Annotated in this window: 27 protein-coding genes and 1 riboswitch; of the genes, 15 read left to right on the forward strand and 12 right to left on the reverse strand. The window is 40.0% G+C overall.

Annotated features, from left to right (window positions below; translation table 11 throughout):
* Nucleotides 1–2: 2 nt before the first annotated feature.
* The 5 genes from B9A18_RS20655 to thiS are packed head-to-tail and all read right to left on the reverse strand — an operon-like array spanning nucleotide 3 to nucleotide 4,152.
* Entirely contained in the window at nucleotides 3–617 is a 615-nt protein-coding gene (locus B9A18_RS20655) for a thiamine phosphate synthase (RefSeq protein WP_084291449.1), read from the reverse strand.
* A complete protein-coding gene (locus B9A18_RS20660; protein WP_084291450.1) occupies nucleotides 614–1,378 on the reverse strand; it encodes a hydroxymethylpyrimidine/phosphomethylpyrimidine kinase in 765 nt (254 codons plus the stop codon). The genes B9A18_RS20655 and B9A18_RS20660 overlap by 4 nt, the downstream gene beginning before the upstream one ends.
* An 18-nt stretch (nucleotides 1,379–1,396) precedes the next feature.
* Nucleotides 1,397–2,002: a thiamine phosphate synthase gene (locus B9A18_RS20665; protein ID WP_084291451.1), complete on the reverse strand. Its 606-nt coding sequence runs from the start codon at nucleotides 2,000–2,002 to the stop codon at nucleotides 1,397–1,399.
* Nucleotides 2,003–2,027: 25 nt separating this feature from the next.
* The gene (gene thiC / locus B9A18_RS20670; protein ID WP_084291452.1) at nucleotides 2,028–3,911 is read right to left on the reverse strand and encodes a phosphomethylpyrimidine synthase ThiC; all 1,884 of its coding nucleotides are present in this window, start codon (nucleotides 3,909–3,911) and stop codon (nucleotides 2,028–2,030) included.
* Nucleotides 3,912–3,948: 37 nt separating this feature from the next.
* Complete coding sequence (gene thiS, locus B9A18_RS20675; protein WP_084291453.1) at nucleotides 3,949–4,152, reverse strand: sulfur carrier protein ThiS; 204 nt, start codon at nucleotides 4,150–4,152, stop codon at nucleotides 3,949–3,951.
* A gap of 63 nt (nucleotides 4,153–4,215) precedes the next feature.
* A riboswitch (TPP riboswitch) is annotated at nucleotides 4,216–4,303 on the reverse strand.
* Between the two features lie 126 nt (nucleotides 4,304–4,429).
* Between thiS and B9A18_RS20680 the strand changes: the two genes are divergently transcribed.
* The gene (locus B9A18_RS20680) at nucleotides 4,430–5,581 is read left to right on the forward strand and encodes an MFS transporter (RefSeq protein ID WP_084291503.1); all 1,152 of its coding nucleotides are present in this window, start codon (nucleotides 4,430–4,432) and stop codon (nucleotides 5,579–5,581) included.
* 54 nt (nucleotides 5,582–5,635) lie between these two features.
* Here B9A18_RS20680 and B9A18_RS20685 read toward each other — a convergent pair whose 3' ends face one another.
* Nucleotides 5,636–6,040, reverse strand: a complete 405-nt coding sequence (locus tag B9A18_RS20685; RefSeq protein ID WP_084291454.1) for a YtxH domain-containing protein — start codon at nucleotides 6,038–6,040, stop codon at nucleotides 5,636–5,638.
* A 406-nt stretch (nucleotides 6,041–6,446) separates the two neighbouring features.
* Between B9A18_RS20685 and B9A18_RS20690 the strand changes: the two genes are divergently transcribed.
* From B9A18_RS20690 to B9A18_RS20700, 3 genes are read left to right on the forward strand one after another with little or no spacing between them, the layout of a single operon-like run.
* Entirely contained in the window at nucleotides 6,447–7,604 is a 1,158-nt protein-coding gene (locus B9A18_RS20690) for an MFS transporter (RefSeq protein ID WP_084291455.1), read from the forward strand.
* Nucleotides 7,605–7,655: 51 nt separating this feature from the next.
* A complete protein-coding gene (locus B9A18_RS20695) occupies nucleotides 7,656–8,225 on the forward strand; it encodes a DUF1572 family protein (protein ID WP_084291504.1) in 570 nt (189 codons plus the stop codon).
* 58 nt (nucleotides 8,226–8,283) lie between these two features.
* Nucleotides 8,284–10,428: a prolyl oligopeptidase family serine peptidase gene (locus tag B9A18_RS20700; protein WP_084291456.1), complete on the forward strand. Its 2,145-nt coding sequence runs from the start codon at nucleotides 8,284–8,286 to the stop codon at nucleotides 10,426–10,428.
* 7 nt (nucleotides 10,429–10,435) lie between these two features.
* Here B9A18_RS20700 and B9A18_RS20705 read toward each other — a convergent pair whose 3' ends face one another.
* The 4 genes from B9A18_RS20705 to B9A18_RS20720 all read right to left on the reverse strand — a co-directional run bounded on the left by B9A18_RS20705 (nucleotide 10,436) and on the right by B9A18_RS20720 (nucleotide 13,357).
* Nucleotides 10,436–10,924 (reverse strand): redoxin domain-containing protein, encoded by a 489-nt coding sequence (locus B9A18_RS20705; protein ID WP_084291457.1) that lies wholly within the window; start codon nucleotides 10,922–10,924, stop codon nucleotides 10,436–10,438.
* 146 nt (nucleotides 10,925–11,070) lie between these two features.
* Nucleotides 11,071–12,402, reverse strand: coding sequence for a sensor histidine kinase (locus tag B9A18_RS20710; protein ID WP_084291458.1), 1,332 nt, complete (start codon nucleotides 12,400–12,402; stop codon nucleotides 11,071–11,073).
* 1 nt (nucleotide 12,403) lies between these two features.
* Nucleotides 12,404–13,078 carry a response regulator transcription factor gene (locus B9A18_RS20715; RefSeq protein WP_084291459.1) on the reverse strand — a complete coding sequence of 225 codons (675 nt, stop codon included), beginning with the start codon at nucleotides 13,076–13,078 and terminating at the stop codon, nucleotides 12,404–12,406.
* Between the two features lie 9 nt (nucleotides 13,079–13,087).
* Nucleotides 13,088–13,357, reverse strand: coding sequence for a hypothetical protein (locus B9A18_RS20720; RefSeq protein WP_084291460.1), 270 nt, complete (start codon nucleotides 13,355–13,357; stop codon nucleotides 13,088–13,090).
* Between the two features lie 195 nt (nucleotides 13,358–13,552).
* Between B9A18_RS20720 and B9A18_RS20725 the strand changes: the two genes are divergently transcribed.
* Nucleotides 13,553–14,170, forward strand: coding sequence for a hypothetical protein (locus tag B9A18_RS20725; RefSeq protein WP_200816417.1), 618 nt, complete (start codon nucleotides 13,553–13,555; stop codon nucleotides 14,168–14,170).
* 88 nt (nucleotides 14,171–14,258) lie between these two features.
* Here B9A18_RS20725 and B9A18_RS20730 read toward each other — a convergent pair whose 3' ends face one another.
* Entirely contained in the window at nucleotides 14,259–14,951 is a 693-nt protein-coding gene (locus B9A18_RS20730) for a DUF4397 domain-containing protein (protein WP_084291461.1), read from the reverse strand.
* A gap of 142 nt (nucleotides 14,952–15,093) precedes the next feature.
* Here B9A18_RS20730 and rpiB point away from each other — a divergent pair, with 142 nt between their 5' ends.
* From rpiB to B9A18_RS20765, 7 genes are all read left to right on the forward strand, one after another.
* Nucleotides 15,094–15,543, forward strand: coding sequence for a ribose 5-phosphate isomerase B (gene rpiB, locus B9A18_RS20735; RefSeq protein WP_084291462.1), 450 nt, complete (start codon nucleotides 15,094–15,096; stop codon nucleotides 15,541–15,543).
* Between the two features lie 6 nt (nucleotides 15,544–15,549).
* Nucleotides 15,550–17,835 (forward strand): DUF7133 domain-containing protein, encoded by a 2,286-nt coding sequence (locus tag B9A18_RS20740; protein ID WP_084291463.1) that lies wholly within the window; start codon nucleotides 15,550–15,552, stop codon nucleotides 17,833–17,835.
* Nucleotides 17,836–18,384: 549 nt separating this feature from the next.
* Nucleotides 18,385–19,734: a PhoH family protein gene (locus tag B9A18_RS20745; protein WP_084291464.1), complete on the forward strand. Its 1,350-nt coding sequence runs from the start codon at nucleotides 18,385–18,387 to the stop codon at nucleotides 19,732–19,734.
* 30 nt (nucleotides 19,735–19,764) lie between these two features.
* Entirely contained in the window at nucleotides 19,765–20,070 is a 306-nt protein-coding gene (locus tag B9A18_RS20750) for a hypothetical protein (RefSeq protein ID WP_084291465.1), read from the forward strand.
* Between the two features lie 50 nt (nucleotides 20,071–20,120).
* Entirely contained in the window at nucleotides 20,121–21,980 is a 1,860-nt protein-coding gene (locus tag B9A18_RS20755; RefSeq protein WP_084291466.1) for a M1 family metallopeptidase, read from the forward strand.
* Between the two features lie 387 nt (nucleotides 21,981–22,367).
* Nucleotides 22,368–23,324 carry an energy transducer TonB gene (locus tag B9A18_RS20760; protein WP_084291467.1) on the forward strand — a complete coding sequence of 319 codons (957 nt, stop codon included), beginning with the start codon at nucleotides 22,368–22,370 and terminating at the stop codon, nucleotides 23,322–23,324.
* Between the two features lie 12 nt (nucleotides 23,325–23,336).
* Nucleotides 23,337–23,732 (forward strand): (deoxy)nucleoside triphosphate pyrophosphohydrolase, encoded by a 396-nt coding sequence (locus B9A18_RS20765; RefSeq protein WP_084291468.1) that lies wholly within the window; start codon nucleotides 23,337–23,339, stop codon nucleotides 23,730–23,732.
* Nucleotide 23,733: 1 nt separating this feature from the next.
* Here the strand turns inward: B9A18_RS20765 and B9A18_RS20770 are convergent, their stop codons facing one another.
* Nucleotides 23,734–24,129 carry a hypothetical protein gene (locus tag B9A18_RS20770; RefSeq protein ID WP_084291469.1) on the reverse strand — a complete coding sequence of 132 codons (396 nt, stop codon included), beginning with the start codon at nucleotides 24,127–24,129 and terminating at the stop codon, nucleotides 23,734–23,736.
* Nucleotides 24,130–24,226: 97 nt separating this feature from the next.
* On the opposite strand from B9A18_RS20770, the gene B9A18_RS20775 reads away from it, so the two are divergent.
* From B9A18_RS20775 to B9A18_RS20785, 3 genes are all read left to right on the forward strand, one after another.
* On the forward strand, nucleotides 24,227–24,523 hold the full coding sequence (locus B9A18_RS20775) for a Dabb family protein (RefSeq protein WP_084291470.1): 297 nt from the start codon (nucleotides 24,227–24,229) through the stop codon (nucleotides 24,521–24,523).
* A gap of 73 nt (nucleotides 24,524–24,596) precedes the next feature.
* The gene (locus B9A18_RS20780) at nucleotides 24,597–25,502 is read left to right on the forward strand and encodes an FUSC family protein (RefSeq protein ID WP_084291471.1); all 906 of its coding nucleotides are present in this window, start codon (nucleotides 24,597–24,599) and stop codon (nucleotides 25,500–25,502) included.
* Between the two features lie 33 nt (nucleotides 25,503–25,535).
* Complete coding sequence (locus tag B9A18_RS20785; protein ID WP_084291472.1) at nucleotides 25,536–26,618, forward strand: calcium:cation antiporter; 1,083 nt, start codon at nucleotides 25,536–25,538, stop codon at nucleotides 26,616–26,618.
* Nucleotides 26,619–26,626 lie beyond the last annotated feature (8 nt).

Consider the following 26,626-nt stretch of genomic DNA (forward strand, 5'->3'; position numbering starts at 1 on the left):
TTTTAATTTAGGGTTGAAGTCATTTGTTGCAGCAAATCAGGCTGATTGGTTAACGCTCCGGAAATAGCTATGCCATGTATTCCTGTCTGCATGAGCAAAGGAATATCAGCCAATTCAATCCCACCAATGGCAATAAATGGGATTTGGATACCAGCTTTATGGGCTTGTTCCATCAAATCAATATATCCCTGCAGGCCAATTACCGGACTTAAATTCTGTTTGGTTGTGGTAAAACGGAAAGGACCCAATCCGATATAATCAGCACCTTCATTCGCTCTTTGCTGTATATGAGCAAAAGTGTTCGCTGTTCCTCCGATGATCATCTCAGGCCCGACAAGTGCTCTTGCTTCGGCTATAGGCATATCATCCAGGCCTAAATGCACACCATGTGCAGCTGCTTCTAAAGCAATCTGAGGGTAATCGTTTACAATCAGTTTGGCACCATGTGTTTTACATAATAAAGCAGCTGCGCGGGCCAATGACAATACTTCAGTCTCCGTTTGGTTTTTAACCCTTAGTTGTATCCATTTACCGCCTGCAAGTAAAACCTTTTCAATGGCCGCTAAATGAGAACCGCCGGTAGGAGATTGGGATATATAGTGTAGTTTGTCTATCATAACTTATGGTACCCCAAAAGGGTGTTGTTACTATTTAAAAATTGTTCAGCATACTTTTTAGCCTGTATGCAGGCGTCCGACAAGCTTAGTCCCAGGGCCAGTTTTGCTGTTATTGCTGCAGATAAAACGCAGCCTGATCCATGTTTTTGGTGGATGTTAGTAACATCAGGCTTTAATTCATGTAATTGTCCGTGTTCAAATAAATAATCGGTACCGATATTAGCTTCCAGATGGCCCCCTTTAAGTAGCACCGGACAATAGGCAGCCCAGGCTCTTGCTGTTTCAAATACTTCAGTTTTTCCCCCCAGACTTAGCATTTCAGGGTAATTTGGGGTGATGAGGTCAATTTGCTTTAAAACAGGCCGCAGTTGCTTTAATCCATCTTCCCAATCATGAAACTCATAGCCTGCGCTGGCTTTCAAAACCGGATCCATTACAATCCTGATGTTTGGTGCACGTTTTTTAAGGTTGGCTAACACTTCCAGTAATACGGTTATACTTTTAATGAGTCCGATTTTAACAGCTGATATTTCGAAGCGATGCAGTAAAGGCATCATTTGATCGTTAATCTGCTCTGCACTTAACCAGTTGTTTTTAAGAAATGACTGGTCTGTTTGTGCGGTTAAAGCACTACAAATCCCAAAGCCATAGACCTCATGTTGTTCAAAACATTTAATGTCGGCCAAAAGTCCTGCACCTGCAGTCGGATCAAATCCGGCAATGCTCATCACATAAGGTCTATCTGCAGCTATAGTTATCATTTGTGTTAATTATATACTTTAATTCGATTTTTTAATATTTCTGTTTATCAGGGATGTAAAACTTTCTAATGTTAGTTGTTTATTATTCCATATGGCGCCTAGTACTGCCAGTCCATCAAAGCCCATGTGCTTTACCTGCTGGATTTTTTTAGCATCTATTCCACCGAGGGCAATGATTTTACAAGCGTTTTTATGCTCCGGGAGCACCAGGTCAGCATGAGCTACGCCAGCATATCCTGGTTTGGAAAGACTATTAAACACAGGCCCGTAAAAGGTGTAATCAAATCCCCGTAACTGATTCATGTCTTTTAAATCATGGATGGATGTGCTTTTAATGATTGCTTGCTTATGGTGTTCAGTTTCCTCTGCAATAGTCTTTCTAAGCCATTCCGGATAATGCAGTCGTTTTATCAATGGGAAGTTGGTGGCCAACTCATGAAATTGGTGCAAAGCGATTCTATCATGATAACACTCGTCTATCTGCGTAATCAGCTTAGCATAGGCTAGCTTGTTAGTCTGCGGTTTTCTTAAATGAAAAACGGACATGCCAGCATCGAAAAGCTGGTTGATCAAGCTAGCCTCAGCTTCAAAACAAATAGGGTCTGATATAACGATCAATTTCATTTTTAAAAATTCATAACTATTTTGTTTATAGGTATATCTCGCTGCCTTTCTCAGTGAATTCTTTAGATTTGGCAGCCATGCCTTTTTGAAGTGCTTCCTGCTCATCTACACCTTGTTTGGCTGCATATTCCCTTACATCCTGCGTTATCTTCATTGAGCAGAAGTTGGGACCGCACATCGAACAGAAGTGAGCGATTTTAGCACCATCTGCAGGTAATGTCTCATCATGGAATTCTTTAGCGGTATCAGGATCGAGCGATAAGTTGAACTGATCTTCCCATCTAAATTCAAAGCGCGCTTTACTCAGGGCATTGTCGCGATATTGTGCGCCAGGATGTCCTTTGGCCAGATCGGCAGCATGTGCAGCAATTTTATAAGTGATCACGCCATCTTTCACATCCTTTTTGTTTGGTAAGCCCAGGTGCTCTTTAGGGGTCACATAGCAAAGCATCGCTGTACCAAACCAGCCAATCATGGCGGCTCCAATGGCCGATGTAATGTGGTCGTATCCCGGTGCGATATCCGTAGTTAGCGGACCTAAAGTATAGAATGGCGCTTCTGAGCAATGCTCAAGTTGTTTCTCCATATTCTCCTTAATCAAATGCATTGGCACGTGTCCGGGACCTTCAATGATGGTTTGTATATCATGCTTCCAGGCAATTTTGGTCAGTTCACCAAGTGTTTCCAATTCACCAAACTGAGCCTCATCATTGGCATCAGCAATACAACCCGGTCTAAGTCCGTCACCTAGTGAGAATGCTACATCGTAAGCCTTCATGATTTCACAGATTTCCTCAAAATGGGTGTATAGGAAATTCTCCTTATGATGGGCTAAACACCATTTTGCCATAATTGAGCCTCCACGCGATACGATTCCGGTTACCCTTTTAGCGGTTAGCGGTACATAACGCAATAAAACCCCCGCATGAATGGTGAAGTAATCAACGCCTTGTTCAGCCTGCTCAATCAGGGTGTCCCTAAACAATTCCCAGGTGAGGTCTTCAGCCTTACCATTTACTTTTTCTAAAGCCTGGTAAATTGGAACTGTACCAATTGGAACAGGGGAGTTGCGGATGATCCATTCGCGGGTTTCGTGGATGTTTTTGCCGGTTGATAGATCCATGATGGTATCTGCGCCCCATCTACATGCCCAAACGGCTTTCTCTACTTCTTCCTCAATGGATGAAGTAACTGCCGAATTACCGATGTTGGCATTGATTTTTACCAGGAAGTTGCGGCCAATAATCATTGGCTCTAATTCAGGGTGGTTGATGTTACAAGGTATTACAGCCCTTCCAGCAGCCACTTCTGATCTCACAAATTCTGGGGTAATATAACCTTTAGGGGTATTGGCGCCAAAGCTATGACCTTTGTGCTGGTGGCTCATTACCTCGTATTGTGCGCCCAGTTGCTCATTTAACAGATCAATTCGTTGGTTCTCTCTAATGGCTATGTATTCCATCTCAGCAGTAATGATTCCTTTTCTGGCGTAGTGCATTTGAGATACATTCATACCTTCTTTAGCCTTGTATGGTTTGTTTAGGTACGAAAACCTTAGAACATCCAGTTTCGAATCTGCCAGCCGTTGCTGTCCGTAGTCAGATGAAATCTCATCCAGTTGGTCTACATCTTGTCTGTCGGTAATCCATTTTTCTCTTAACCTGTTTAAGCCTTGTTTTACGTCAATGTTTGCTTCAGGATCTGTGTATGGACCACTTGTGTCATAAACTGTTACTGGAGGGTTTGGTTCTGTTAATCCGAAACCGTTATGTATCTTGGTTTCGCTTAAACTGATTTCACGCATGGCCACTTCGATGTCGTGTAGTTGTCCTTTAACATGTATTTTACGGGATGCCGGGAAAGGAGTACGGCTGATCACTTGTCCGTCTGGAATTTTTTCGGTTTTCATATTTTTAAATTATAATGAAGGATTGGTTTTTATAGATTTATCCGCCTTGAGTGGCTTTTATGAGCATAACCTGATCGCCTTCTTTTAAAAGATGGCCTGACCAGTCAGATTTAGAAACAATAGTTTGATTGATGGCAACGGCAATGCCTTTCGCCTCGCCGGAAAGCACAATAGAAAGCATTTGTTCAACAGAACAAGTGTCTTTAAGCTGATGTAATTGTTGATTTATAGTTATTTCCATAATTTAAAAAAAAATAGAAAAACTATAGGATTGCCTGTAGCAGGAATGGAAAAAGAACAACAAGGAGTTGCTCTTACTTTTCCCTTCGGCAGTACTAACTGCATCAGGTTCAAAGGGTATATCTCAGCGCAAGGCACCCCTAAAGTTTTTTGTAAATCTAGTTTATTTTTTTTAAATTCCTAATGGGTATTAAAAATCAATGATTTACTCCCGTTTGACAGTATTAAAAAAAATACCAGCGAATGAATTGCTAGCTTTGCGGCGCAATACCTCTGTAATGATTTCTACAACAAAACACCGTTTCTATTTAAGTCTGTTTTTCTTTATGTCGGGCTTAAGTTTTTCAACCTGGGCTTCCAGGATTCCCACAATTAAAGCCGCTTTTGATTTTAATGAGGCTGAATTAGGGAGTATTTTATTGGCATTGCCAATTGGCTCACTGCTGGGTTTACCGCTTTCTGGCTGGCTGGTGTCGAAGTACAATAGTCGGGTTCCATTAACGGTAGGATATGGGCTTAATGCCTTTTCACTGGCATTTATTGGTTTTGCTCACAATACTTTTACTTTAGTAGTGGCGGTGGTTTTATTTGCCTTTACAACGCGAATTTTTAATATCTCAGTAAATACCCAGGCACTTACCTTGCAAAAGCAGTTCGAAAAGAAGATCGTTGGTTCTTTTCATGGATACTGGAGTATAGGCGGAATAGCTGGTATTCTGTTATCTACGCTTTTATTGGGGCTGGATGTTTCTATACACGTTCACTTTGCGGTGGTTGCCGTTGTAATGCTTGTGGTAACCTTGTATTCGTATCAATTCTTACTAAAGGGGGATCGTGCGGAGACGGGGAACAAACTCATACTAAGTAAGCCTGATCCCTATATATTTTACCTGGGTATGGTTGTTTTTCTCTGTGCGATATGTGAAGGGGGGATGTTCGACTGGAGTGGGATTTACTTCCAGGAGATTATAAAAGTGGAAATTTTTACTTACGGGTATCTGATTTTTATGACTTTTATGGCGACCTCAAGATTTCTTTCGGATTTGATTGTAGCCCGCTTCGGGATGGCCAAAACTTATATCATGAGTGCATTGTGCATCATTTTTGGGATTGGTCTTGCTGTTGTTTTTCCGCTTTTCTGGCCAGCTATGATTGGCTTTTCATTGGTAGGATTTGGTACAGCTGCGATTATTCCAATGTCGTATGCATTGGCTGGCGCATCGAAAAAATATTCTGCGGGAATGGCCATTTCTATCATTGCAACCTATTCGATTACAGGAATGCTGTTAGGTCCACCGTTAATCGGATACCTGGCGCATGCATTTAATTTAAGGGTATCCTTTGTCATATTTGCCTTGTGTGGGGTATTATTGATTCCCATCACACAAATGTTCTTTAAACATCAAAAGCTTTCAGATAAAACTGATTAATTCGTTTTACCTGAAAGCCTTTGGTTGGTTTATTTAATTTTTTAGTTTACTGTTTTAGCCATGTTGAATAGCCTCATTGGCTTCATCAGCAGCTTCCCTTATGCCTGATTTTACTTTTCCTAAGTTAGCATCTTTGAAGTCTTTAAAATCCTGCGATACCTCATTGGCCTTACTTTTTATATTGTCAACAACGCGGTCTTTTAGGCCAACCAAATCATTTTTTTGTGTAGATATACGTTCCTTCATGGTATGAAGGGTATCCTTAATGTTTCCTGCTGCGTCTGACGCTTTATCGGAAATTCGTCCTCTTGTTCTTTTACCGCTTTCAGGGGCAAATAGCACACCCAATACCGCACCAACTGCAAGTCCGGTTAATAAGGCTACAATTGCGCCAGAACTATCAGTCGGTTTATATGACATATTTGATAAGCGGTCGGAAACTAGTTTTCTGTAATTCATAACTTCTTTTATTGAGGTAAAACATCTTTTGTCTTAATAAACACAGGGCAGGCTATAGTGTTTTAATAAAAAAATAATCTGTTAGAGATTGAATCCAATTTTGCTTTGACAATGATGTGTTTTCTTTTGTTTTACCTCAGATTTGGATAACCCTTGATTAACCTTTGGGTAAGGGTTGGTTAACCCTTGCTATACCCCAAGGCTTAATGAATGCTTATTCATCCCTTACTCAACAGCTACTCAATGACGAGTGCATGTTGTCTTTGTCCCGCGATAAGTTTGCATAGTTTACCAGTAATTATATAGCATTCATATCGAATGCAAAATTTACCTAATAAAGACTAATCGGGGATAATTTATTACCTAATTTTGCATCGTGTATTTATTACACTAACTGCCGTACAAAATGAAGAAAAGCTTACTTGCACTAACACTTGGGGGATTAGGAATTGGCATCACTGAATTTGTGATGATGGGCTTGCTGCCTGATATTGCTAAAGATTTATCGATCACTATTCCTCAAGCGGGGCATCTGATTTCCGCTTATGCGCTGGGGGTGGTGATAGGCGCTCCGGTTTTAGTGGCCATTGCTGGAAGTTATCCTCCAAAAAAGATATTAATGGCTTTGATGATGATGTTTGTTGCTTTCAACGCATTATCAGCGTTTGCTCCGGATTATAGCACAATGTTTATTGCGCGTTTACTTGCAGGCTTGCCTCATGGCGCTTTTTTTGGTGTGGGATCTGTAGTTGCCAGTAAACTGGCTGAAAAAGGGAAAGCTGCGCAGGCGGTCTCCCTGATGTTTGCTGGTTTAACTATTGCCAATGTCATCGGGGTTCCGCTTGGCACCTATATTGGCCACAATTATTCCTGGAGATACACCTTTGTCATCATTGTTGCAGTAGGTTTAATCACCCTTTTAAGTCTGAAGGTTTGGATGCCTGTTATGAAGGCAACCAAGGATAGGGATTTAAAGAAAGAACTTGGATTTTTTAAATTACCTGAGGCCTGGTTAATCATTCTGATGATCGCAATCGGAACGGGTGGCTTGTTCTCCTGGTACAGTTATATTGCACCTTTGCTGACTGACGTTTCAGGTTTTTCTTCTGATTCTATTACTTACATCCTTGTTTTGGCAGGTTTAGGTATGTTGGTAGGTAATTTTATAGGTGGTAAGCTGGCCGATAAATTTTCCCCGGCAAAAGCCTCAGTTTCTCTGTTAATCACAATGGCTATTTCGCTGGTTTTTGTTTATTTTGTTTCTGATAATCAAACGCTTTCTTTGGTAATGACTTTCGTTACCGGTGCTGTGGCTTTTGCTTTAGCTGCGCCAATTCAGATGTTGATGATCAACACGGCCAAAGGATCTGAAATGCTGGCTGCTTCTGTAAGTCAGGCTAGTTTCAACATTGGTAATGCTTTAGGGGCGTTTTTAGGTGGCTTACCATTGGCGGCAGGATATGGTTATACCTCACCTGTAACAGTGGGCACGCTAATGGCCTTAACAGGAGCGCTGTTCGCATGGGTACTGATTGCCAGAACCAAAAGAATGGCTGTGAATTAACCCTTTTTGTTTTTTTTAATTCGTAATTTTAATTTACCTAAAATGGTATTTATGGAAGCGGATTACCTATCAAGTGTTAAAAAGCAATTTGAGTATTATAAAATATTGGGCGAAAGGACAATGGAACAAGTCTCGGAAGCGCAATTGTTCTGGCAATATAATGCCGATAGCAATAGTATTGCTACCATTGTAAAGCATCTTTCCGGTAATATGATTTCGCGCTGGACGGACTTCCTGACTTCGGACGGAGAGAAGGCGACGCGTAACAGGGAAACAGAATTTGATAATGATGTTCCTACTAAAGCTGCTGTACTAGAACTTTGGAATGATGGCTGGAAGTGTTTTCTGGATACTTTATATGCGTTAAAAGATGAGGACTTAGGGAAGGAAATCTTTATACGTAACATGGGACATACGGTTACCGAGGCCATTAATCGACAACTTGCTCATTATCCATATCACATCGGACAAATGGTGTTTATAGGAAAAATGCTGTGTGGCGAAAAATGGGTTTCTTTATCTATTCCCAAAGGTAAATCTGAGTCTTATAATGCCGATAAATTTGCTCAGCCCAAACATAAAGAACACTTCACCAAAGAGTTTATCGAAAAAAAGAAATAATAAAGAAGCATATTCTATTGCTTTTTATTCTAGTATAAATATTTAATTTTTTGCTTTTATGAAACCAATTACCCGGAAAGGCTTGTTACTTTTGGCTATATTATCACCCATAATGGCCGACGCACAATTGAAGAATACACAAAAACCTGTAATGACTTACCCTGAGACAAAGAAAGAAGACATAAAAGATAATTATTTTGGAACTGAAGTAGTAGACCCATACCGTTGGCTGGAAGATGACCGGTCGGAGGAGACTAAAGCCTGGGTGATAGCACAAAATGCCGTTTCGCAAAAGTACATGGCACAGATTCCTTACCGCAATCAGATTAAAACGCGTTTAACTCATTTGATGAACTACGAGAAGTACTCGCAACCTTTTAAAGAAGGCCCGTATACTTACTATTATAAGAATACGGGGTTACAAAACCAAAGTGTATTGTATCGTCAGAAAGAAGGAGGGGAACCTGAGATTTTCCTTGATCCAAATACTTTTTCTAAGGACGCTACCACTTCCTTGGCTAGTATTGATTTTTCTAAGGATGGCAGCATTTGTGCTTATCAACTATCTGCAGGTGGTTCAGACTGGACAACCGTAGTGGTAATGAAAACTGCTGATAAAACAATCGTTGGTGATGCGCTTGTGGATGTGAAGTTCTCGGGCATCGCCTGGCAGGGAAATGAAGGTTTTTATTATTCCAGCTATGATAAGCCCAAGGAGGGTAGTCAGTTGTCGGGCCTTACTCAATACCATAAAGTATATTTCCATAAGTTAGGAACGGATCAAAAAGATGATGTGCTGATATTCGGTGGTGAAAAAACTCCACGCAGGTATGTAGGAGCTGATCTTACGGAGGATGAGCGTTACCTGATCATTTCGGCAGCAAATACAACCTCCGGCAATGAGCTTTATATCAAAGACCTTAATAAGCCGAATTCGGCTATTGTCAATGTAGTGGATAACTTTGATCAAAATCATTCCATTATTGATAATGAAGGTAGCAAACTCTATATCTATACTAATTTAAAGGCGCCAAACGGTCGTGTGGTTACTGTTGATGCTGCAGATCCCAGACCGGCAAACTGGAAGGTTTTGATTAAAGAAACCAAGAATGTTTTAACGCCTTCGGCAGGCGGCGGTAAGCTGTTTGCTAATTATATTGTAGATGCGGTGACTAAGGTTTTTCAATACGATAGAGGCGGTAAGTTCGAACATGAAATTGAACTTCCTGGATTGGGAACCGCTATTGGTTTTAGCAGTAAGGAAAAAGAAAAGGAGTTGTTTTATACTTTTACCTCCTACGTTTACCCCACTACGATTTTTAAATACGACATCAGCACGGGTAAATCTACTTTGTACAAGAAATCAGGTGTAGATTTTGATCCTTTAAAATACGAGTCGCAGCAATTTTTCTATACTTCGAAGGATGGTACCAAAGTACCTGTAATAGTTACCTATAGAAAGGGAATTGAGCTGGACGGTAAAAATGCAACCGTTTTATATGGTTATGGAGGCTTTAACATTAGTCTTACACCTGCTTTTAGCACATCCGTAGTAGCTTTGTTGGAGCAGGGGGGAATTTATGCAGTAGCTAATCTACGTGGCGGAGGCGAATACGGAGAGGCATGGCATGTTGGGGGTACAAAATTGCAAAAGCAAAATGTATTTGATGATTTTATTGCTGCAGCCGAATTCCTGATTGCGAAGAAATACACATCTAAAGATTACCTGGCTATAATGGGTGGCTCTAATGGCGGATTGCTGGTCGGTGCTGTTATGGCGCAGCGTCCGGAATTGTTTAAGGTTGCTTTTCCGGCTGTAGGGGTGCTGGACATGTTGCGTTACCATAAATTCACATCAGGCGCAGGTTGGGCATATGATTATGGTACTTCTGAGGATAACAAAGCGATGTTTGAATATTTGTATAAATATTCTCCGGTGCATGCTTTGAAGCTGGGAGTTTCATACCCAGCAACATTAGTTACCACTGCGGATCATGACGATAGGGTTGTACCTGCACATTCTTTTAAGTTCGCTGCTACCTTGCAAAAAGATCAGGGAGGTAAGGCTCCGGTCCTGATCAGTATTCAAACCAATGCAGGTCATGGTGCCGGAAAACCTACAGACAAAGCTATTGAAGAGATTGCGGATAAGTGGGCCTTTATGTTTTACAATATGGGGCTGACGTATAAGACGGTAGAATAGAGTAATACTACTTTCCGTTTATTCTGTTAAAGAATTTAGGCACGTCGCGCTCATTGCTAGAGTAAAACTCGAGTTTTTTATCTTTACCGTATAAGTATAGGGAAGGATATTGTTGAGGATGAAACAGTGGAACAAATACATGGTCACGGTCTTGTAATACCGTAACATTTTTCATGTCTTTTAATGGCTTTCCAAAGTTGTCCATGAAATAATTGATAGAACGGAATTCGTCCTGAGAAACAAGATATAGGTTGGCTTCGGCCAACTCTTTGCTTCTTTTAGATAGGTTTGAAGCTACTTTTTGGCAATGATCACAGGTTGCATCAAATAGGATGATAAGCGATTTAGGTCCCTTAGCAATTTTATCTGTAGAAAAGGTGGTCCCATCCGCTTTATAGAAAATGGCTCTTGGCATATCGGTTCCGGGTATTGGTTTTTGTGCCATTGCAGTTATTGAACCAACTGTGATGAAAAGGGCAAGGAATAATTGTTTCATAGCTATAGTTTTAGATATAGAGTTGCTAATATCTGTTTTATTTCAAAATTCTCCTGACATTTTTCCTTTTGATTTGTTAAGTACTTAATAAGTATATTTTTTTAATATAAAATCAGAAAAGGCCTGTAAACAGGCCTTTTCTGATTTTACATGGATTCTGTATAGATCCCTGCAGGAAAAAGTAAACTGAAGGTACTGCCTACATTTACCTCAGAATTAACCTTAATAGTGATGCCATGATATAGACAAATGCTCTTCACTATTGAAAGCCCGAGTCCATATCCTACATTCTTATTTAAATTGGTTTTTCTAAATCGGTCGAAAATAAAAGCTTGTTCTTCGGCTGCAATACCGATACCCGTATCTGCTATAGCAATTAAATATCCGGAGTTGCTTAGCTGGTCGGTAATAATGATGCTGCCTTTATTTACATTGTACTTAATGGCATTATTGATCAGGTTATAGAACAGTTGGAAGAGCAGGTCTCTGTTAACCCCATTCAGGAATAAATTCGGGTTTAGTTTAAGTTTGATATGAAGCTCTTTTTCTTCTAAACGATGGCTGATTTCCTCAACCACCTCGTTTAATAGCTCTGCAGGTTTTAGTGTGTCGGATTTAACAAATTGTTCGTTTTCAATTCTTGAAATCAGGAGCAGGGAGTTAGAGATTTTCTTTAATCTGTCCAGTGTTTTCATCATTTCTACAATTCTGATCACAACACTATCACTCAGTTGTTCATCTCCAATCAGGTTCTCCATTTTATTTTGAAGGATGCTGATTGGTGTCATCAGTTCGTGCGAGGCATTGGCCGTGAATTCACGTTCCTTTTCAAAAGCTTCGTTAATCTGCTCCATCAGTAAGATTAAAGACTCATCGAGGTATTTAAAATCATAGGTCGAGGTTTCTACCGGAATAAAGCGGTCTTTAAAAGGAAATTTTCTGTTCGTCAGTTTTGATTTGATAATCTTCCCTAAAGGCCTGATGAGTATTCGGGTAAATAGAAGGTCGAACAATAACGTAATCGCAATTAAGCCCATCAATACGTATAAAGCGATTCGTTGTAAGGGCTTGTTGTATTGATTGATACTGGAGATGGTCTTTCCGATTTCCAGTAGGTAGGGTTTCTGCTGGAAATTAAAGGTATGCATCAGTATTCTGTAATTGAGGGTATCCTGTTCTACCACTCTTTGTGCGGTTTTGATGGTATCAATTGGTAATCCCTTAATGGCGGGTTCAAGTGCAATGTATTCCTCCTTAAGCATGGTGTAGCTACCATAGCTATCCTCGCCCTGTAGGTAATGCTCAATGCCTTTTTTTTGGACAATCTGAATCACCTTGTCTTGCTGCCTGCGGAGCGAATAATTGGTGTATTCGGAAACAATCCCATCTACCAGGAAAGGTAGGGATACAATAAATAACAATACTACTACGAGCTTAGAGCTGGTAATGAAGAGGATTAGTTTGGAGGATAGCTTCACGTTATTTTTTTATTCGGTAACCGACACCGCGAACGGTTTCAATGAAGTCGGCAGGTGCCCAGGTATTTAATTTCTTTCTGATGTTTTTAATATGCGCATCAATGTAGTTGGAATCGTAATCGTCATCAGCAAAAGTGCCCCAGATATGTTCACTAAGCTGCATTCGGGTGAGTACACGATTGTTGTGCAGGAAAAGATAGCTGAGCAGGTCAAATTCTTTGCGCGACAATTCTATTTGGTTATCACCGAATAGGACCAATCGTTTTTGCAGGTCGAGTTTAAAATCCCCTAAAGGCAATAGTTCTTCTTTGACATTGAATTTACGGCGTGCTATGGCTTGCATCCTGGATTGGAGTTCCAGTAATGAAAAGGGTTTTGCCAGGTAATCGTCGGCACCCAGGTCGAGTCCTGTAATGCGATCTTCCAGGTTTCCTCTTGCTGTTAGAATGATATATGCTGCGTCGGGATTATGCTTTTTTGCTTTTGGCAGCAAAGTCAGACCATCGCCATCGGGCAGGCCCAGATCAAGTAGGATGAAGTCATAGCTATTCATCTCCATTTTTTCGAGCCCATCTTTAATATTGTGCGCCAGGTCGCAAACATAAAATGCCTTTTTCAGGAAATCTTCCATCTCATAGGCGAGCGTTTTTTCATCTTCTACAATCAGAACTTTCATGTCTGGGGTTTAGTTTCTTCTTTTATTTTCCTGAGGACGTTCTCTTTTATCAGATTTTACCTCTCCCGGTTTCTCCTGTCTTCTGGATTGTGGGACTTCCTTTACCTCTGGCTTTTTACTTTCTTTTTCGCGTTCCTGTTTCTTTTCTCTTTTATCCTGGTAAAGGTCTGGATTGGAAGTCGGGAATATAGCTGTGTTATTACCGGCAAAAGCACCAATCGGAAGCCAAATGAAAAGCATGACTGCGGTAAGGGTTCGGAATAATGAATTACTGCTCATGATGTAAATATATGGATAAAACACAAATGTGCTTTATGATGTGCGTTACTTAAATGAGTACAAATCTGGGGCTTGAAGATGAAATTAAGATGAAAAATAAAATAAATAAATAATTTAAAAAATTCATGTTGATTTCATCTTCGCTGTGGAGATTTGACCTAACAACACACAAATGAAACATTAATTGTTAAGGTTATGAGAAAGTTAATAGTATTAGGATTGCTTGGTGTATTAGGATGGATGCCCTACCAGGCTTCGGCACAGGTGAGTATAAATGTAAACATTGGATCACAACCATTATGGGGACCTGTAGGTTATGATTACGTAGATTATTATTACCTCCCGGATGTTGAGTGTTATTACAATGTGCCAAATCGACAGTTCATTTATTTGAATGGTGGAAGGTGGATTTTCTCAGCGTCTCTTCCTTCAAGGTACAGAGGTTATGATTTGTACAGTGGTTATAAGGTGGTTGTAAATTCAAGAGATCCATACAGGTATTTTGATAGAGATCGTGTTACTTATTCAAGATACAGAAGTCATAGGGGGCAGCAAGTGATCAGATATAGTAATGATTCAAGGTACTATGTGATAAAAGGTCATCATGGATATGGTAACAAACATTATTCAAGAGATAATGACAGACACGATAGACACGACAGAAACGACAGATGGGACAATGACGGAGGTCACGGTAAATGGGATCGTAATGATAGAGGACGTGGAGATAGGGATCACGGTGACAGAGGCCGCGGAGATAGAGACAAACATGGTAATGGACGTGGCAATGATCACGGACGTGGAAGAGGATAATAAACACAAATAAACTGAAAGGGTGCTACACAATGTATGTGAGCACCCTTTTCTATTTTTATGACATGGTAAAATGATACATTCTGGCTTATTGGTTGATCATAAGCTTTCCGCCAAATGGTTGTTCAATATCAGATGGATTTAGTAATCCGGTAGCAATAATGGTATAAGATTTTCCTGCTTTAAGTTCTACGCTTTCCAGTTCTGCTTTAGCAGTAGTGCCTGTAGCTTTGTCCTTGATTTGGAAAACATAAGCCTTAGGTTCTATTTCAATAAATTCACTACTGGTTTTATACGCTTTGTCGCTTATAACAACTTCTCCTTCTTTAACAGCAAGGTTTAACGCAGGTGCATTAGGCGAAAGGTTGATGAATCTCACAAAGGCCTTGGCTGAAGCCAGGTTGCCAAGGTTATCTTTAATTTTAAAGAAGTCTATGTTTTCCCCTTTGTCAATTAAGAAAAGAGAATTAATGGTGTTGGCTTCCAGCGTGATGTTTTTTGTAATTACGTTCTGCATGCTAGCTGTAGTAAATTTAACGCTATGGCTACCCGGGCTGGTTTGACTATAACCGGTGCTGCCATTGAAAGCTACTGCTCCGTTCTGGTTGATCAGATTCTTATCTAAATAAATGTTAAAAGTACCTACGGTCGGAGAAGCATTAATGAGGTTTAAGTAGGCAATTTCAGGAGCTGCAACCGGATCTTTTGAACAAGATTGAAATGTTAAAGCCGAAATTGATAATAAAGCGACTGCACTTAATTTTTTAATAGAGATATTCATGTTTGAAATTTAGGGTTTGTGAATGTAACTCTATTAAGGACGTGTAAAGTCATGCTAACGCTACAATAAAACTTAAAAAAAATGTAACTACATTAGTGCATTTAAGATGAATTGCCCGTTTGGGTATAAAAAATAGATTAGAATGAAAGTAGTTATAGGTTCAGATCATGCAGGGTTTGAGTACAAAAGCATTTTGGTTGATGTATTATTAAAATGCGGGTACGAGGTGGTTGATTTGGGGACAAGCAATACGACGCCAACAGATTACCCGGATCATGCTGCTGGCGTGTCGAGGGCTATTCTTGATAAAAGAGGGGATAGAGGTATACTGATTTGCGGAAGTGCTGTTGGCGTTAGTATTGCGGCTAATAAGTTTAAAGGAATACGAGCCGGTGTTTGCCACGATACCTATTCTGCACATCAATCTGTGGAGCATGATGATGTAAATATCCTTTGTATGGGCCAACGCGTGGTTGGTATTGAACTGGCTAAAGATATTGCTTTTGCGTTTTTAAATGCCAGTTTCTCCCGTGAGGAACGTCATCTAAAAAGGCTGGTTAAAATTACTGCAATAGAAAACGGGGAGCTTTAGATATTTATGAAATTATACGTTTACGTACTGCTTGTTTTTGTCGTTTTCACACTTTATCAATGTCAAAGCTATAAAAAGACTGTTGCTGTTAATCATGATGTTGCACCTGATACGACCAATTCTCCTGTGATTCATGCTGCTGCAGCGATTAAACTGATGGAGGTTGAGGAAGGCTTTGAAGTTAAGCTGGTAGCTGATGAACCACTGGTTGTCGCACCTGTGGCCATGACATTTGATGCTAAAGGCAGATTATGGGTGGTTGAAATGGTGGGGTACATGCCAGATGTTAATGGAAAAGGTGAAGAACACCCAAATGGTAAAATAGTAATCCTTGAGGATAAAAATGGTGATGGGTTGATGGATGACAGGAAGGTTTTCCTGGATTCGCTGGTGCTGCCGAGAGCAATTTGCTTAATTGACGGAGGTATTTTGGTGGCAGAGACGCCCAATCTTTGGTATTATGATATTAAAGATGACAGACCGGGCAACAGAACATTGGTAGACCCTAAATATGCTGATGAGGGTAATGTGGAACATCAGCCCAATGGCTTACTAAGGGCTATGGATAACTGGATCTATAATGCTAAATCAAGCAAACGCTACCGTAAAATGGGTAACAGATGGATTACAGAGGATACGCACTTTAGGGGGCAATGGGGGATTAGTCAGGATAACTATGGCAGGCTGTATTATAACGACAACTCCATCAACCTGATGGGAGATTATTTTACTCCTGGCTTAGGTGTTGCAAATAGCCATCAGAAAAGTGTGAATGGGTATTCTGAAAGAACAGTGAGAGATAATAGGGTTTATCCGGCTAGGCCAACTCCTGGTGTAAACAGAGGTTATATGTCGGATGTACTGGACGACAGTTTGCGTTTAAAGAATTTTACTGCGGCATGTGGTCCGGTTATTTATCGTGGAAATCTATTTGGTCCAGCCTATGATTTTAATGCTTTTGTTGCTGAACCGGCAGCTAATTTGATTAAGCGAAATATCCTTAGCGAAAAAGGACTTGTGGTGACGGGGGTGCAGGCCTATAAAGGAAAAGAGTTTCTGGCCAGCGTTGATGAGCGTTTCAGACCGGTTAGTTTGTATAATGGTTTAGATGGAGCATTATATGTAGTTGATATGTACCGAGGTATTATCCAGCATAAAACCTATGTGACGCCGTATTTACGGGATGTAATAGAACGAAGAAAACTTAGCGAGCCATTGGGTTGCGGTAGGATCTATAAGATCGTTCCAAAGGGTAAAAAAGCAGTGCCTGCTAAGTTTAGTCAAGACCCGAAAGTGCTTGTTACTTTATTGGGTAATGAGAACGGACTGGTTCGGGATATGGCTCAGCAAATATTGGTTGATGGTAAAATGAAGGCTGCAATTCCTTTTCTTAGGCAAGCGGTTAAGGATGTAAAACAACCTTTACTTGTGATTCATGCGCTGTGGGTTCTGGAAGGATTATCTGCGCTGCAAACTAATGAGGTGCTGGTTTTATTGGAGTCGGCCGACTGGGCTGTTAAAATGCAGGCTTTAAGTGTTTTGCCATCTGTGATCAATGGAACATCTTATCGCTTTTATGTGGATGCATTGGTGCATTTACTTAAAGAAGAAGATGAGTTGGCTGCCTCATATATCGCTTTTGTAGCTAATTATATCAAACCTTTTAATGAGAATGCTGCGCATCAGTTATTAATTGATTTGGTGAAGAAATATCCCGCTAATCCGTATGTTTCGGCGGCAGTAGTGAGTAATCTGGCTTACAGGGAAGAAGATTTTGCAGCATCGGTATTACGTTTGATTCCGGATACCAATTTAGTGATCAATAAGCAATTGCAGCGTGTTGTTACGAGTGTAAGGAATACGCAAAAGAATAGGGACCCATTATTAATGAGCAAGGAGTTTCCTAAGGGAGCAGTTTTGTTTGCGTCCAGTTGTCAGACTTGCCATGCAGCGGATGGCAACGGTATTAGTTCGCTTGCCCCGCCATTAAACAAGTCAGAATGGGTAACCGGAGATAAGGATAAATTGATTTCGATTGTGTTGTTTGGATTAACCGGGCCGATAAAGGTAAATGGACATGTATATGAAGCTCCTGAAATATCTGCTGATATGCCTGGAATAGCGCATAGCGAGGAAATATCAGACGACGATGTGGCTCAGGTGTTGAGTTTTATCCGTGGTTCCTGGCAGAATAATGCTGGTAAAATCAGTATAGATGAGGTTGCTAAATTGCGTAAACGCTTAAAAGGACGGGAAAAGGCTTTTACTGTTGAAGAACTGGAAAGTAAGTAGTTCGTGTTGTTAATAACGTGTTTAAAACCTGTTAATAAGCTGTTGGTAATCAGTTAATAATTTGTTACAAAAATAATGTTAAATATTTTTGTATGAGTGAGTTATTAGTTGTAAATTAGATCTATCAATTAGGAAGTACTTTGGCAGTCTGAAAGAAATATTCCAAAAAGAAATACTTGGCCTCCGGGCAAAAGGTTCTGGAAATTTCGATAGATCAGTAAGGATTCGGACTCAAGGGCAACTGCGAGGAAGATCTAAGGTAACTAAAGTCGAAAGACTGAAGAACATCATCTGAATCTGGAACAGACATTACAGACGAATAATACATTCTAAGGAATGGGATTAGGGTAGTAATTTAACGGGTTTCAAAGTTCTTAGGAGCTAAGAATACTACGAATTGTAAAGTAAAAATCGAATTGGTGCTTTTCTTACGGCTAAGGCTGCAGGAAAGGTGAAAGCGGAGAACTTGAATCGAAAGAAGAGAGTCTCCGTTTTCTTTTTTTATTAATATGCTCATCAGGTAATAGAATTTCACTATTTTTATATACCATGAGTAAAGCTTTAAAAAACTCCACTATTGAGAAGAAGATATTCGTCCTGGATACTTCTGTAATTCTTTACGACCATATTGCATTTAAAAACTTTCAGGAGCATGATGTTGCCATTCCGATCCAGGTTCTGGAAGAACTGGATAATATGAAAAATGGGAATGAAACGCGTAATGCTGAGGCGCGTAGCTTCATCAGGCTGATGGATGGTGCTTCGGGAGATCAGATTATAAACCAGTGGATACCTTTTAGTGGTAAAAAAGGTGGTCGCTTTAAAGTGGTGATGGATTATAAACCAGATGGGGTGGATGCCGAAGAAGTTTTTGGTAAAGGTAAATTTGATCATCGCATACTCAATGCAGCGCTGAGCCTAAAACAGGAATTCCCGGAGAAAAGAGTGGTTTTAGTATCTAAAGATATTTGTTTGCGTTTAAAAGCTAAATCACTCGAACTCCATGCTGAAGATTATGAAACAGGTAAGATAAAGAATGTAGATGAACTCTATACCGGTAAGGCGTTGTTAGCTAATGTTCCCGATGAGGTGTTTAGCCTGTTAAAAGCTGAAGGTAGTGTAGATGCGACTGGATTGGAGATTGAAGAGGTGCAGGCTAATCATTTTTGTATTTTGAAGGGCAAGCGCAAAGTCGCAACTACTTATTACAATGCTAAAATGCGCAGACTTTTTCTTGTTGCATCACGTACTATATTTAATATATCGCCACGTAATGATGAGCAGGCTTTTGCCATTGATGCTTTACTTAACCCAGATATAAAGCTGGTTACTATTCAGGGAAAGGCCGGCACGGGTAAAACATTACTGGCTATAGCAAGTGCGCTGGAGCAACGCAAAGATTACCGGCAGATTTATGTAACCAGGCCTATAGTGGCTTTGAGCAATAAAGATATCGGCTTTTTACCTGGAGATGTGAAATCGAAAATTGACCCATATATGGCTCCAATATGGGATAACCTGAGGTTTATAAAAGAGCAGTACAATCATGATGCTAAAATGCAGGGTAAGATTGATGAATTTGTGAGTACTGAAAAGATTGTGATTACCCCATTGGCTTACATCAGGGGGAGGACATTAAGTAAGATTTTTTTTATTGTTGATGAGGCTCAGAATTTAACCCCGCACGAAATAAAGACGATTATATCAAGAGCGGGTGAGGACACTAAAATCGTATTCACCGGTGATATTTATCAGATTGATACACCTTATCTGGATGCGGAAAGTAATGGTTTGTCGTACCTGATAGAGCATGCTAAGGATCATCCTTTATATGCACATATTACCTTAGATAAAGGTGAAAGAAGTGAACTGGCCAATCTTGCCAATGATTTATTGTAATTTTATTTTTTAATCATTTATATACTGAACATGAGAAGAATTGTATTGTTATTAGTTGTTGGACTTGCCATAGCGGGTTGTACAGCAGTTAAACCTGGTGCGGGTAAAAGCGAGGTTACTTTAAGTGGGAAATTGAACCCTATGGGCATGTCGACTTTCCAATATGGAACGCATCTTTTGAATACCGGCAAGCAAATGTATGCACTGAAAAGTAGTAAGGTTGATTTGAAAGCACACGAAGGAAAAGATGTAATTGTAAAAGGGGTAAAGGTTGCTGGTTATCCGGTTGATGGCGGTCCGGACTTCATTGATGTGCAGGAGATCAGTAATAAATAAGATGTTTCTTCACTGAAAAAATTTATAGATTGCGTTTGTAATCTTATTTCATGAAAAGACTAACACTAATGATTCCCATTCTGATGATTTTATCTTGTCAGCAGAATACTAAAAAAACTACAATATCAGACCAGGTTATGGTTGATGATACGCATTCTTTTTCTAAGCCTTCTGTTGCTTATGTTGAACATCTGAACCTTGATTTAAAGGTTGATTTTGAGCAACAGCAGCTTAGCGGAAAGGCAAGCTGGATCATCAACAATAAAGCAAAAGCCAGTGAAATCATTTTTGATGACAGCAAGTTGAACATTGCTAAGGTAACACTTGGTACAGCCGAAAAGGAGACTACCTTTTCCTTTGGTCCGGAGGCTGAATACATGGGGAGAGCCTTAAAAGTGGCTATTTCGCCAGAAACAAAACTGGTTAATATCTATTATACCACAGGTAAGGATGCCAGCGCTTTGCAATGGCTTAACCCGCAACAAACTGCAGGTAAAAAGAGACCTTACCTTTTTACCCAGTCGCAAACTATCGCTGCACGCAGTTGGGTGCCTTGTCAGGATAGCCCTGGGATACGATTTACTTACCATGCCAAAATACAGGTTCCCGTAGATTTGCTGGCTTTAATGAGTGCTGAAAACCCACAGGCAAAAAACAATACCGGTATTTACGAGTTTAAGCAGAAACATGCTATACCGTCGTATTTACTGGCCCTTGCGGTTGGCGATATTGTCTTTAAGGCTGTTGATGAACGGACAGGAGTATACGCCGAGCCTTCAGTATTGGAAAAGGCTACCTGGGAATTTGCGGATATGGGTAAAATGGTGCATGCAGCAGAGGTACTTTATGGCCCATACAGATGGGGTAGGTACGATTTATTGGTGTTGCCACCTAGTTTTCCTTTCGGGGGAATGGAGAATCCTAACCTGACTTTTATTACGCCTACTATATTGGCCGGCGACCGCTCATTGGTGAGTATTATATGTCATGAGCTGGCGCATAGCTGGAGCGGCAATCTGGTAACCAATTCTACATGGAATGATTTCTGGCTGAATGAAGGTTTTACCAATTATTTTGAGCGTCGTGTTGATGAAGCTATTTTTGGTAAGGATGAAGCTGCGATGCAGGAAGTATTCGCTAAGCATGCTTTAGATGATGCGATTAAGGATATGGGAGCGGGTAATAAGGATACACATTTAAAGACTGATTATACTGGGCGTAATCCTGATGAGGGGACCAACGACATTGCTTACGAGAAAGGCTTTTTCTTCTTAAAGACGATTGAGGCTGCTGTAGGCAGAGAAAAGTTTGATGCTTTTTTAAGAGGTTATTTTGACAGCCATGCTTTTCAGTCTTTAACCACAGAACAGTTTTTGGACTATCTGAATAAGAACCTGATTAAGGGGGATAAAGTCCTGGAAAATAAACTGGAAATAAATAAATGGGTATATGGTTCCGGTGTTCCATCTAATGTGGTTGCGGTTGGATCTGAACGGTTTAAGGCTATCGATGACTTATTGGCCAATTGGCAGAAAACTGGCTCAGCAAAAGGGCTGAGTAGAGCAATTGTATCAAGCAATGAAAGACGTTATTTTATTAGTCAGTTGCCTGAAAATCTGACAGCTAAAGAAATGACTGTGCTGGATGCTGAGTTTGGTTTTACAGCGTCTAACAATACGGATATACAGCTGGCCTGGTACGAGTTGGCCATTCGTCACCACTATGGTACTGCTGATGCACGAATAAAAGCTTATTTGTTGGAAAATGGAAGGATGTGGCATATTATTCCATTGTACAAAGAAATGATGGCTACACCTGCAGGATTAAAGACCGCAAGGGAAATTTATAAGCAAGCAAGACCAAACTATCATCCGATGACTTATTTGGCAATCGACAAGTTGTTGAAATAGGACAGTGGGGTATAAAAAATGCTACAGTTGTAGTAAAATGGCCGATTTAATGTGCTTTAATTTCTGGCACAGAATTTGTTTTTAACTAATCGGTTTAGTTTGGTTTAGGTTGATCTGTGGTGGATCGACCTTATGAACGGGAATAGTCTCTCCGACTTATTCCCGTTTCTCATTTAAAAGCTTTTCTGTTTTGTCGAGTTCCGACTAATTTTTATAAATGTTTTTTAAGAAGTTTGAAAATGACCACAATGCCTGGTATTAGCAATGTGAAGAACACTATCGGAATAACATACGCAGCGATAAATGAGTTCATGAATTTAGATTTAAGTATATAGTCTTTTGTACTATATCTAAAATATATTATCTTAATCCATTATTAATTTATACATGAAGAATTCACGCTTTCTATTTTTATCATTTCTATTTATAGGTTTTGCAGCAAATGCGCAAAGGCAAAATCTTTACTTCTTAAAGAACAGCGGACAACATGTAAAGCTGCGCGATAGTGCTGATTATTTACGTATTGTGCAGGAACCGGCAGAGGGATCAAGTTTGTTTATTGTTAATGAGCATTATCTGGATGGCAGCATCAAAAGCAGGGGGCTTTCGAGTTTGATAGATCCGGTCTTGTATCAAGGTCAGTACATATCCTATTTTAAAAATGGGAGGAAACAGATGATGGGAACCTATAAAATGGGGAAGTTAATAGATACGGCAATGCATTACTATCCTAATGGTAACCTATACACTGTTATTGGTTATCAAACCATGAAGGATGGTAAAACCTCAAAATACATCAAAAGTGTTAAAGATTCAACCGGTAAAGATCTGGTGGTGGATGGTAAAGGTATATGTAGCTTTTATGATAAGGATTTTACACAGGTTACGGAAAGCGGCAGCATAAATAATGGCCTTTATGATGGAGAATGGATTGGTGAAACTGAGATGGGCGGACTTAAATATAAAGAGCAGTATCTGGATGGTAAACTGGTAGCTGGCGAGAGTATGGACAAGGAGAGGAATGTTTATCACTACACCAAGGTGTTTGTTCAACCTCAGTTTAAGGGTGGCATGGAAAAATTCTATACCTTTCTAAAAACAACAATCAGATATCCGGGGGAGTGCCAGAGAAATGGTATACAGGGTAAAGTTCATTTGAAATTTATGGTTATGAAAGATGGTTCCATTAAGGATATAATTGTGACGAAGAACCCTCATCATTTATTGTCTGTGGAAGCTGCAAGGGTAGTTAGTCAATCTCCAGCATGGGAGCCAGGTTTAGAAAGAGGGAAGATCGTTAATGTTTCTTACAATGTGCAGGTGTCGTTTACGCTACGTCGTTAATTTGCAATTGAGATGATCGAAGTAACCTGTGCTATTATTGTAGCTGAAGATGGAAAAGTGCTTGTTGCACAGCGGAGTGAAAGCATGTCGCATCCATTAAAAATGGAGTTTCCGGGCGGTAAGATCGAGTCCGCTGAAACTGCTGAGCAATGCCTGATCAGAGAAATTAAAGAGGAGTTGGATGTGGATATTCAAATCTTATCTGAACTGAATTCAAACCAACATGCTTACCCCGGGTTTTCAGTAAATCTAATACCCTTTGTTTGCAGGATAACAGGTGGTGAGATCGTGTTAAAGGAACATGCTGCATACGCCTGGCTAGACAATAGTGAGTTACCTGATCTTGACTGGGTAGCAGCTGATGTTCCTGTTGTTATGAACTATTTAAACCATATTGATACTTTGTAACCTATTGATATACCAGTTTAGGCTTTTCATTTTCGCAGACTACCTTTTTTGGTGGTGATACAAACATGCAGTCGGAGGTTATGTTCCATTTTTTATTGAAGTTTGCCTGTTCATCGGTATATTTTTCAACCTTTTGTATAAAAGCTACAGTGTCAATTTTTGAAGAGTAGCTTACATAGCCTGTTGGACCGCCACAAGCTTTAGATCCAATTGGTCTAAACTTCCAATCTGCTTCATTTTCACATTTTACCTGCTCTGATAAGCTTTTGATTTCTGCAAATAGGTTTTTCAGTTTTAGTTCTTCAGCTTCTTTTGTACGCTCTGTGTTCTTTTTACAAGCGGATGCCCCGGCGATTATCAGTACAAGCATCAATACGATGTAGCTTTTAGTTTTCATAAGCTTTGTTGTGTTTGGGTTTGTTATCTATAAAACGCAGAACATGTGAAGAATGCTACAAGATCATTATTATATTCGCAAAAAAAAGAACTAAAAAATGATAGCTCACCACGTATTATTCTGGCTAAAAGCCGACACCACTGAAGATCAAAAAAAAGCTTTCCGTAAAGGATTAGAATCTTTGGAGAAAATTGAAGTGATTAAAAACATGCATATTGGTACACCTGCACCTATTGAACGTGCTGTAGTTGACACCACTTATACCTTTTCATTAGTTCTGTTTTTTGAAGATCTTGCCGCGCATGACGTTTACCAGGTGCATGAAGTGCATAAGGCCTTTTTAGATGAGTTTAGAGCTTTGTTTGAAAAGGTAATCATTTACGACGCATACTAGTACTTTCGAAACCGGGACATAACAGGTATTAGTTTATTGTTGCTGCAGATAAGTCTTATCTTTGATTTATCAAATGACAGAAACATTAAAAGACGTTATTGGCAGGGAGTTAAAACAGTTGTTTCAGCTAAAGAAAACTGAAAGACTTTGGCATATACCCGTTTTAGCCTCTCTGTCGACCGGTATTCCATTACTGATTGGTTTTTATAGCGGTAGGCTCGACTATGGAATTCAGGCTTGTATAGGTGGACTGGTAATCCTGTATCTACCCCGAAATTTCTTTTTTATCATGCTGGCTTCCATGGGAAGTTGTATGCCTTTTGATCAGATGGACCTTCCGGTAAAAGTTGGTTTGGTAGCCTTAGGAACGATGCTTGCCTGTGTTCTGGCCTTCCTTTACAGTTTGTATATTGTAAGGAAATATCCCAGTAAGCTTGATGCCTTTAGTCCGAGGATGAGAAACTATACCAATATTACTGAATCCATCATTATAGGGGTATTTATTGCTATTTCATTGTTGGTTGCTCATGTGTTTGGACTTGAGAATCCGTATTGGGTACCTATTTCTTGTCTTGCTATTATGCAAGGTGTTAGTGTAACTCATGTTTGGCGTCGGAGCTTTCACCGTATCTCAGGTACATTTATAGGTATGGGACTGACCTGGCTTTTTCTTCAACTGAACCTTACACCTTTAACCATTTGTATTAGTATACTCTTATTGCAGTTTGTGATAGAAATGCTGGTCGTAAGGCATTATGGACTTGCTGTTATTTTTATCACCCCAATGACAGTGTTTTTGGCGGAGATAGGGAAGGGAATGAACATTGATCCAAATCAGTTAATTTCTGCGCGTTTGTTGGATATTGTTGTGGGGAGTTTGATTGGTGTACTGGGTGGTTGGATGTCGCATAATCAGCAATTGAATCGACAGGCGGAGCGTCAAATTCGTAAAACAAGGGTTGCTATTTTAAGAAAATAAATTTAATTAGTATTATATTGTTGCCAGGAACTTATGATGAAAAAGCTACCCTTACCCTTATGGACCATTGTTTCCCCTTTGCTAGCTTGGCTGGCATACTTTGGTTTGTCGCTTAATTTTGGAGATTTTTATAGTTTTTTTTTAGCAATTATGCTTGTAGCAGCTGTTCTTGCTGCTGTACATCATGCTGAAGTAGTAGCCCATAAAGTGGGTGAACCATTCGGTACATTGTTATTGGCTCTGGCAGTTACGGTTATTGAAGTCGCTTTGATTGTTTCCTTGATGCTAACCGGCGGCCCCGAAACTGCAGCTCTTGCACGGGATACTGTTTTTGCTGCGGTGATGATTATTTTAAACGGTATTATCGGGATATGTTTACTTACTGGGGGAGTAAAGTATAAAGAACAGGTTTTTACTTTACCTGGCGTAGGCGCTGCGCTAGTAGCACTTACAGCGATATTAGTACTTACACTTATTCTCCCTAATTTTACGGTAAGCACGCCAGGACCTCAATACAGTTCGGTTCAATTGATTTTTGTAGCCATCGTTTGTCTGGTGCTTTATGGTGCATTTGTTTTGGTACAGGCAGTAAGACACAGAGATTATTTTTTACCTCCTGATGCAGAAGGTAACGAAGAAATTCATGCAGAGCCACCTACTTTTAAGGTCGCATTGTTCAGTGCTTTTTTACTCCTTTTGTGTTTGGGTATTGTTGTTTTACTGGCTAAGGCCCTGGCGCCTGATATTGAAAATGCTGTGGTAAATGCCGGTGCACCAAAATCACTTGTCGGAGTAATTATTGCCGCTGTAGTATTGTTGCCTGAAGGCCTAGCGGCATATAGGGCGGCTAAAAAGAACCGTTTGCAAACCAGTCTTAACCTTGCTTTGGGATCAGCGCTGGCCAGTATTGGATTAACTATTCCTGCCGTAGCCATTGTTTCTATGTTCACAGGAATGAGTATTACGCTTGGTATTGATATGAAGTCGACGGTTTTATTGTTGCTGTCCATGTTTACCATTATGCTTTCTCTGGCAACAGGTAAGACGAATGTATTGCAGGGAATAGTGCTGGTGGTTATTTTTATGGTTTATCTTTTTACAATTATTGCACCTTAAAGATAAAT

This window comes from Pedobacter nyackensis (assembly GCF_900176505.1).
Taxonomy (GTDB): Bacteria; Bacteroidota; Bacteroidia; order Sphingobacteriales; family Sphingobacteriaceae; genus Pedobacter; species Pedobacter nyackensis.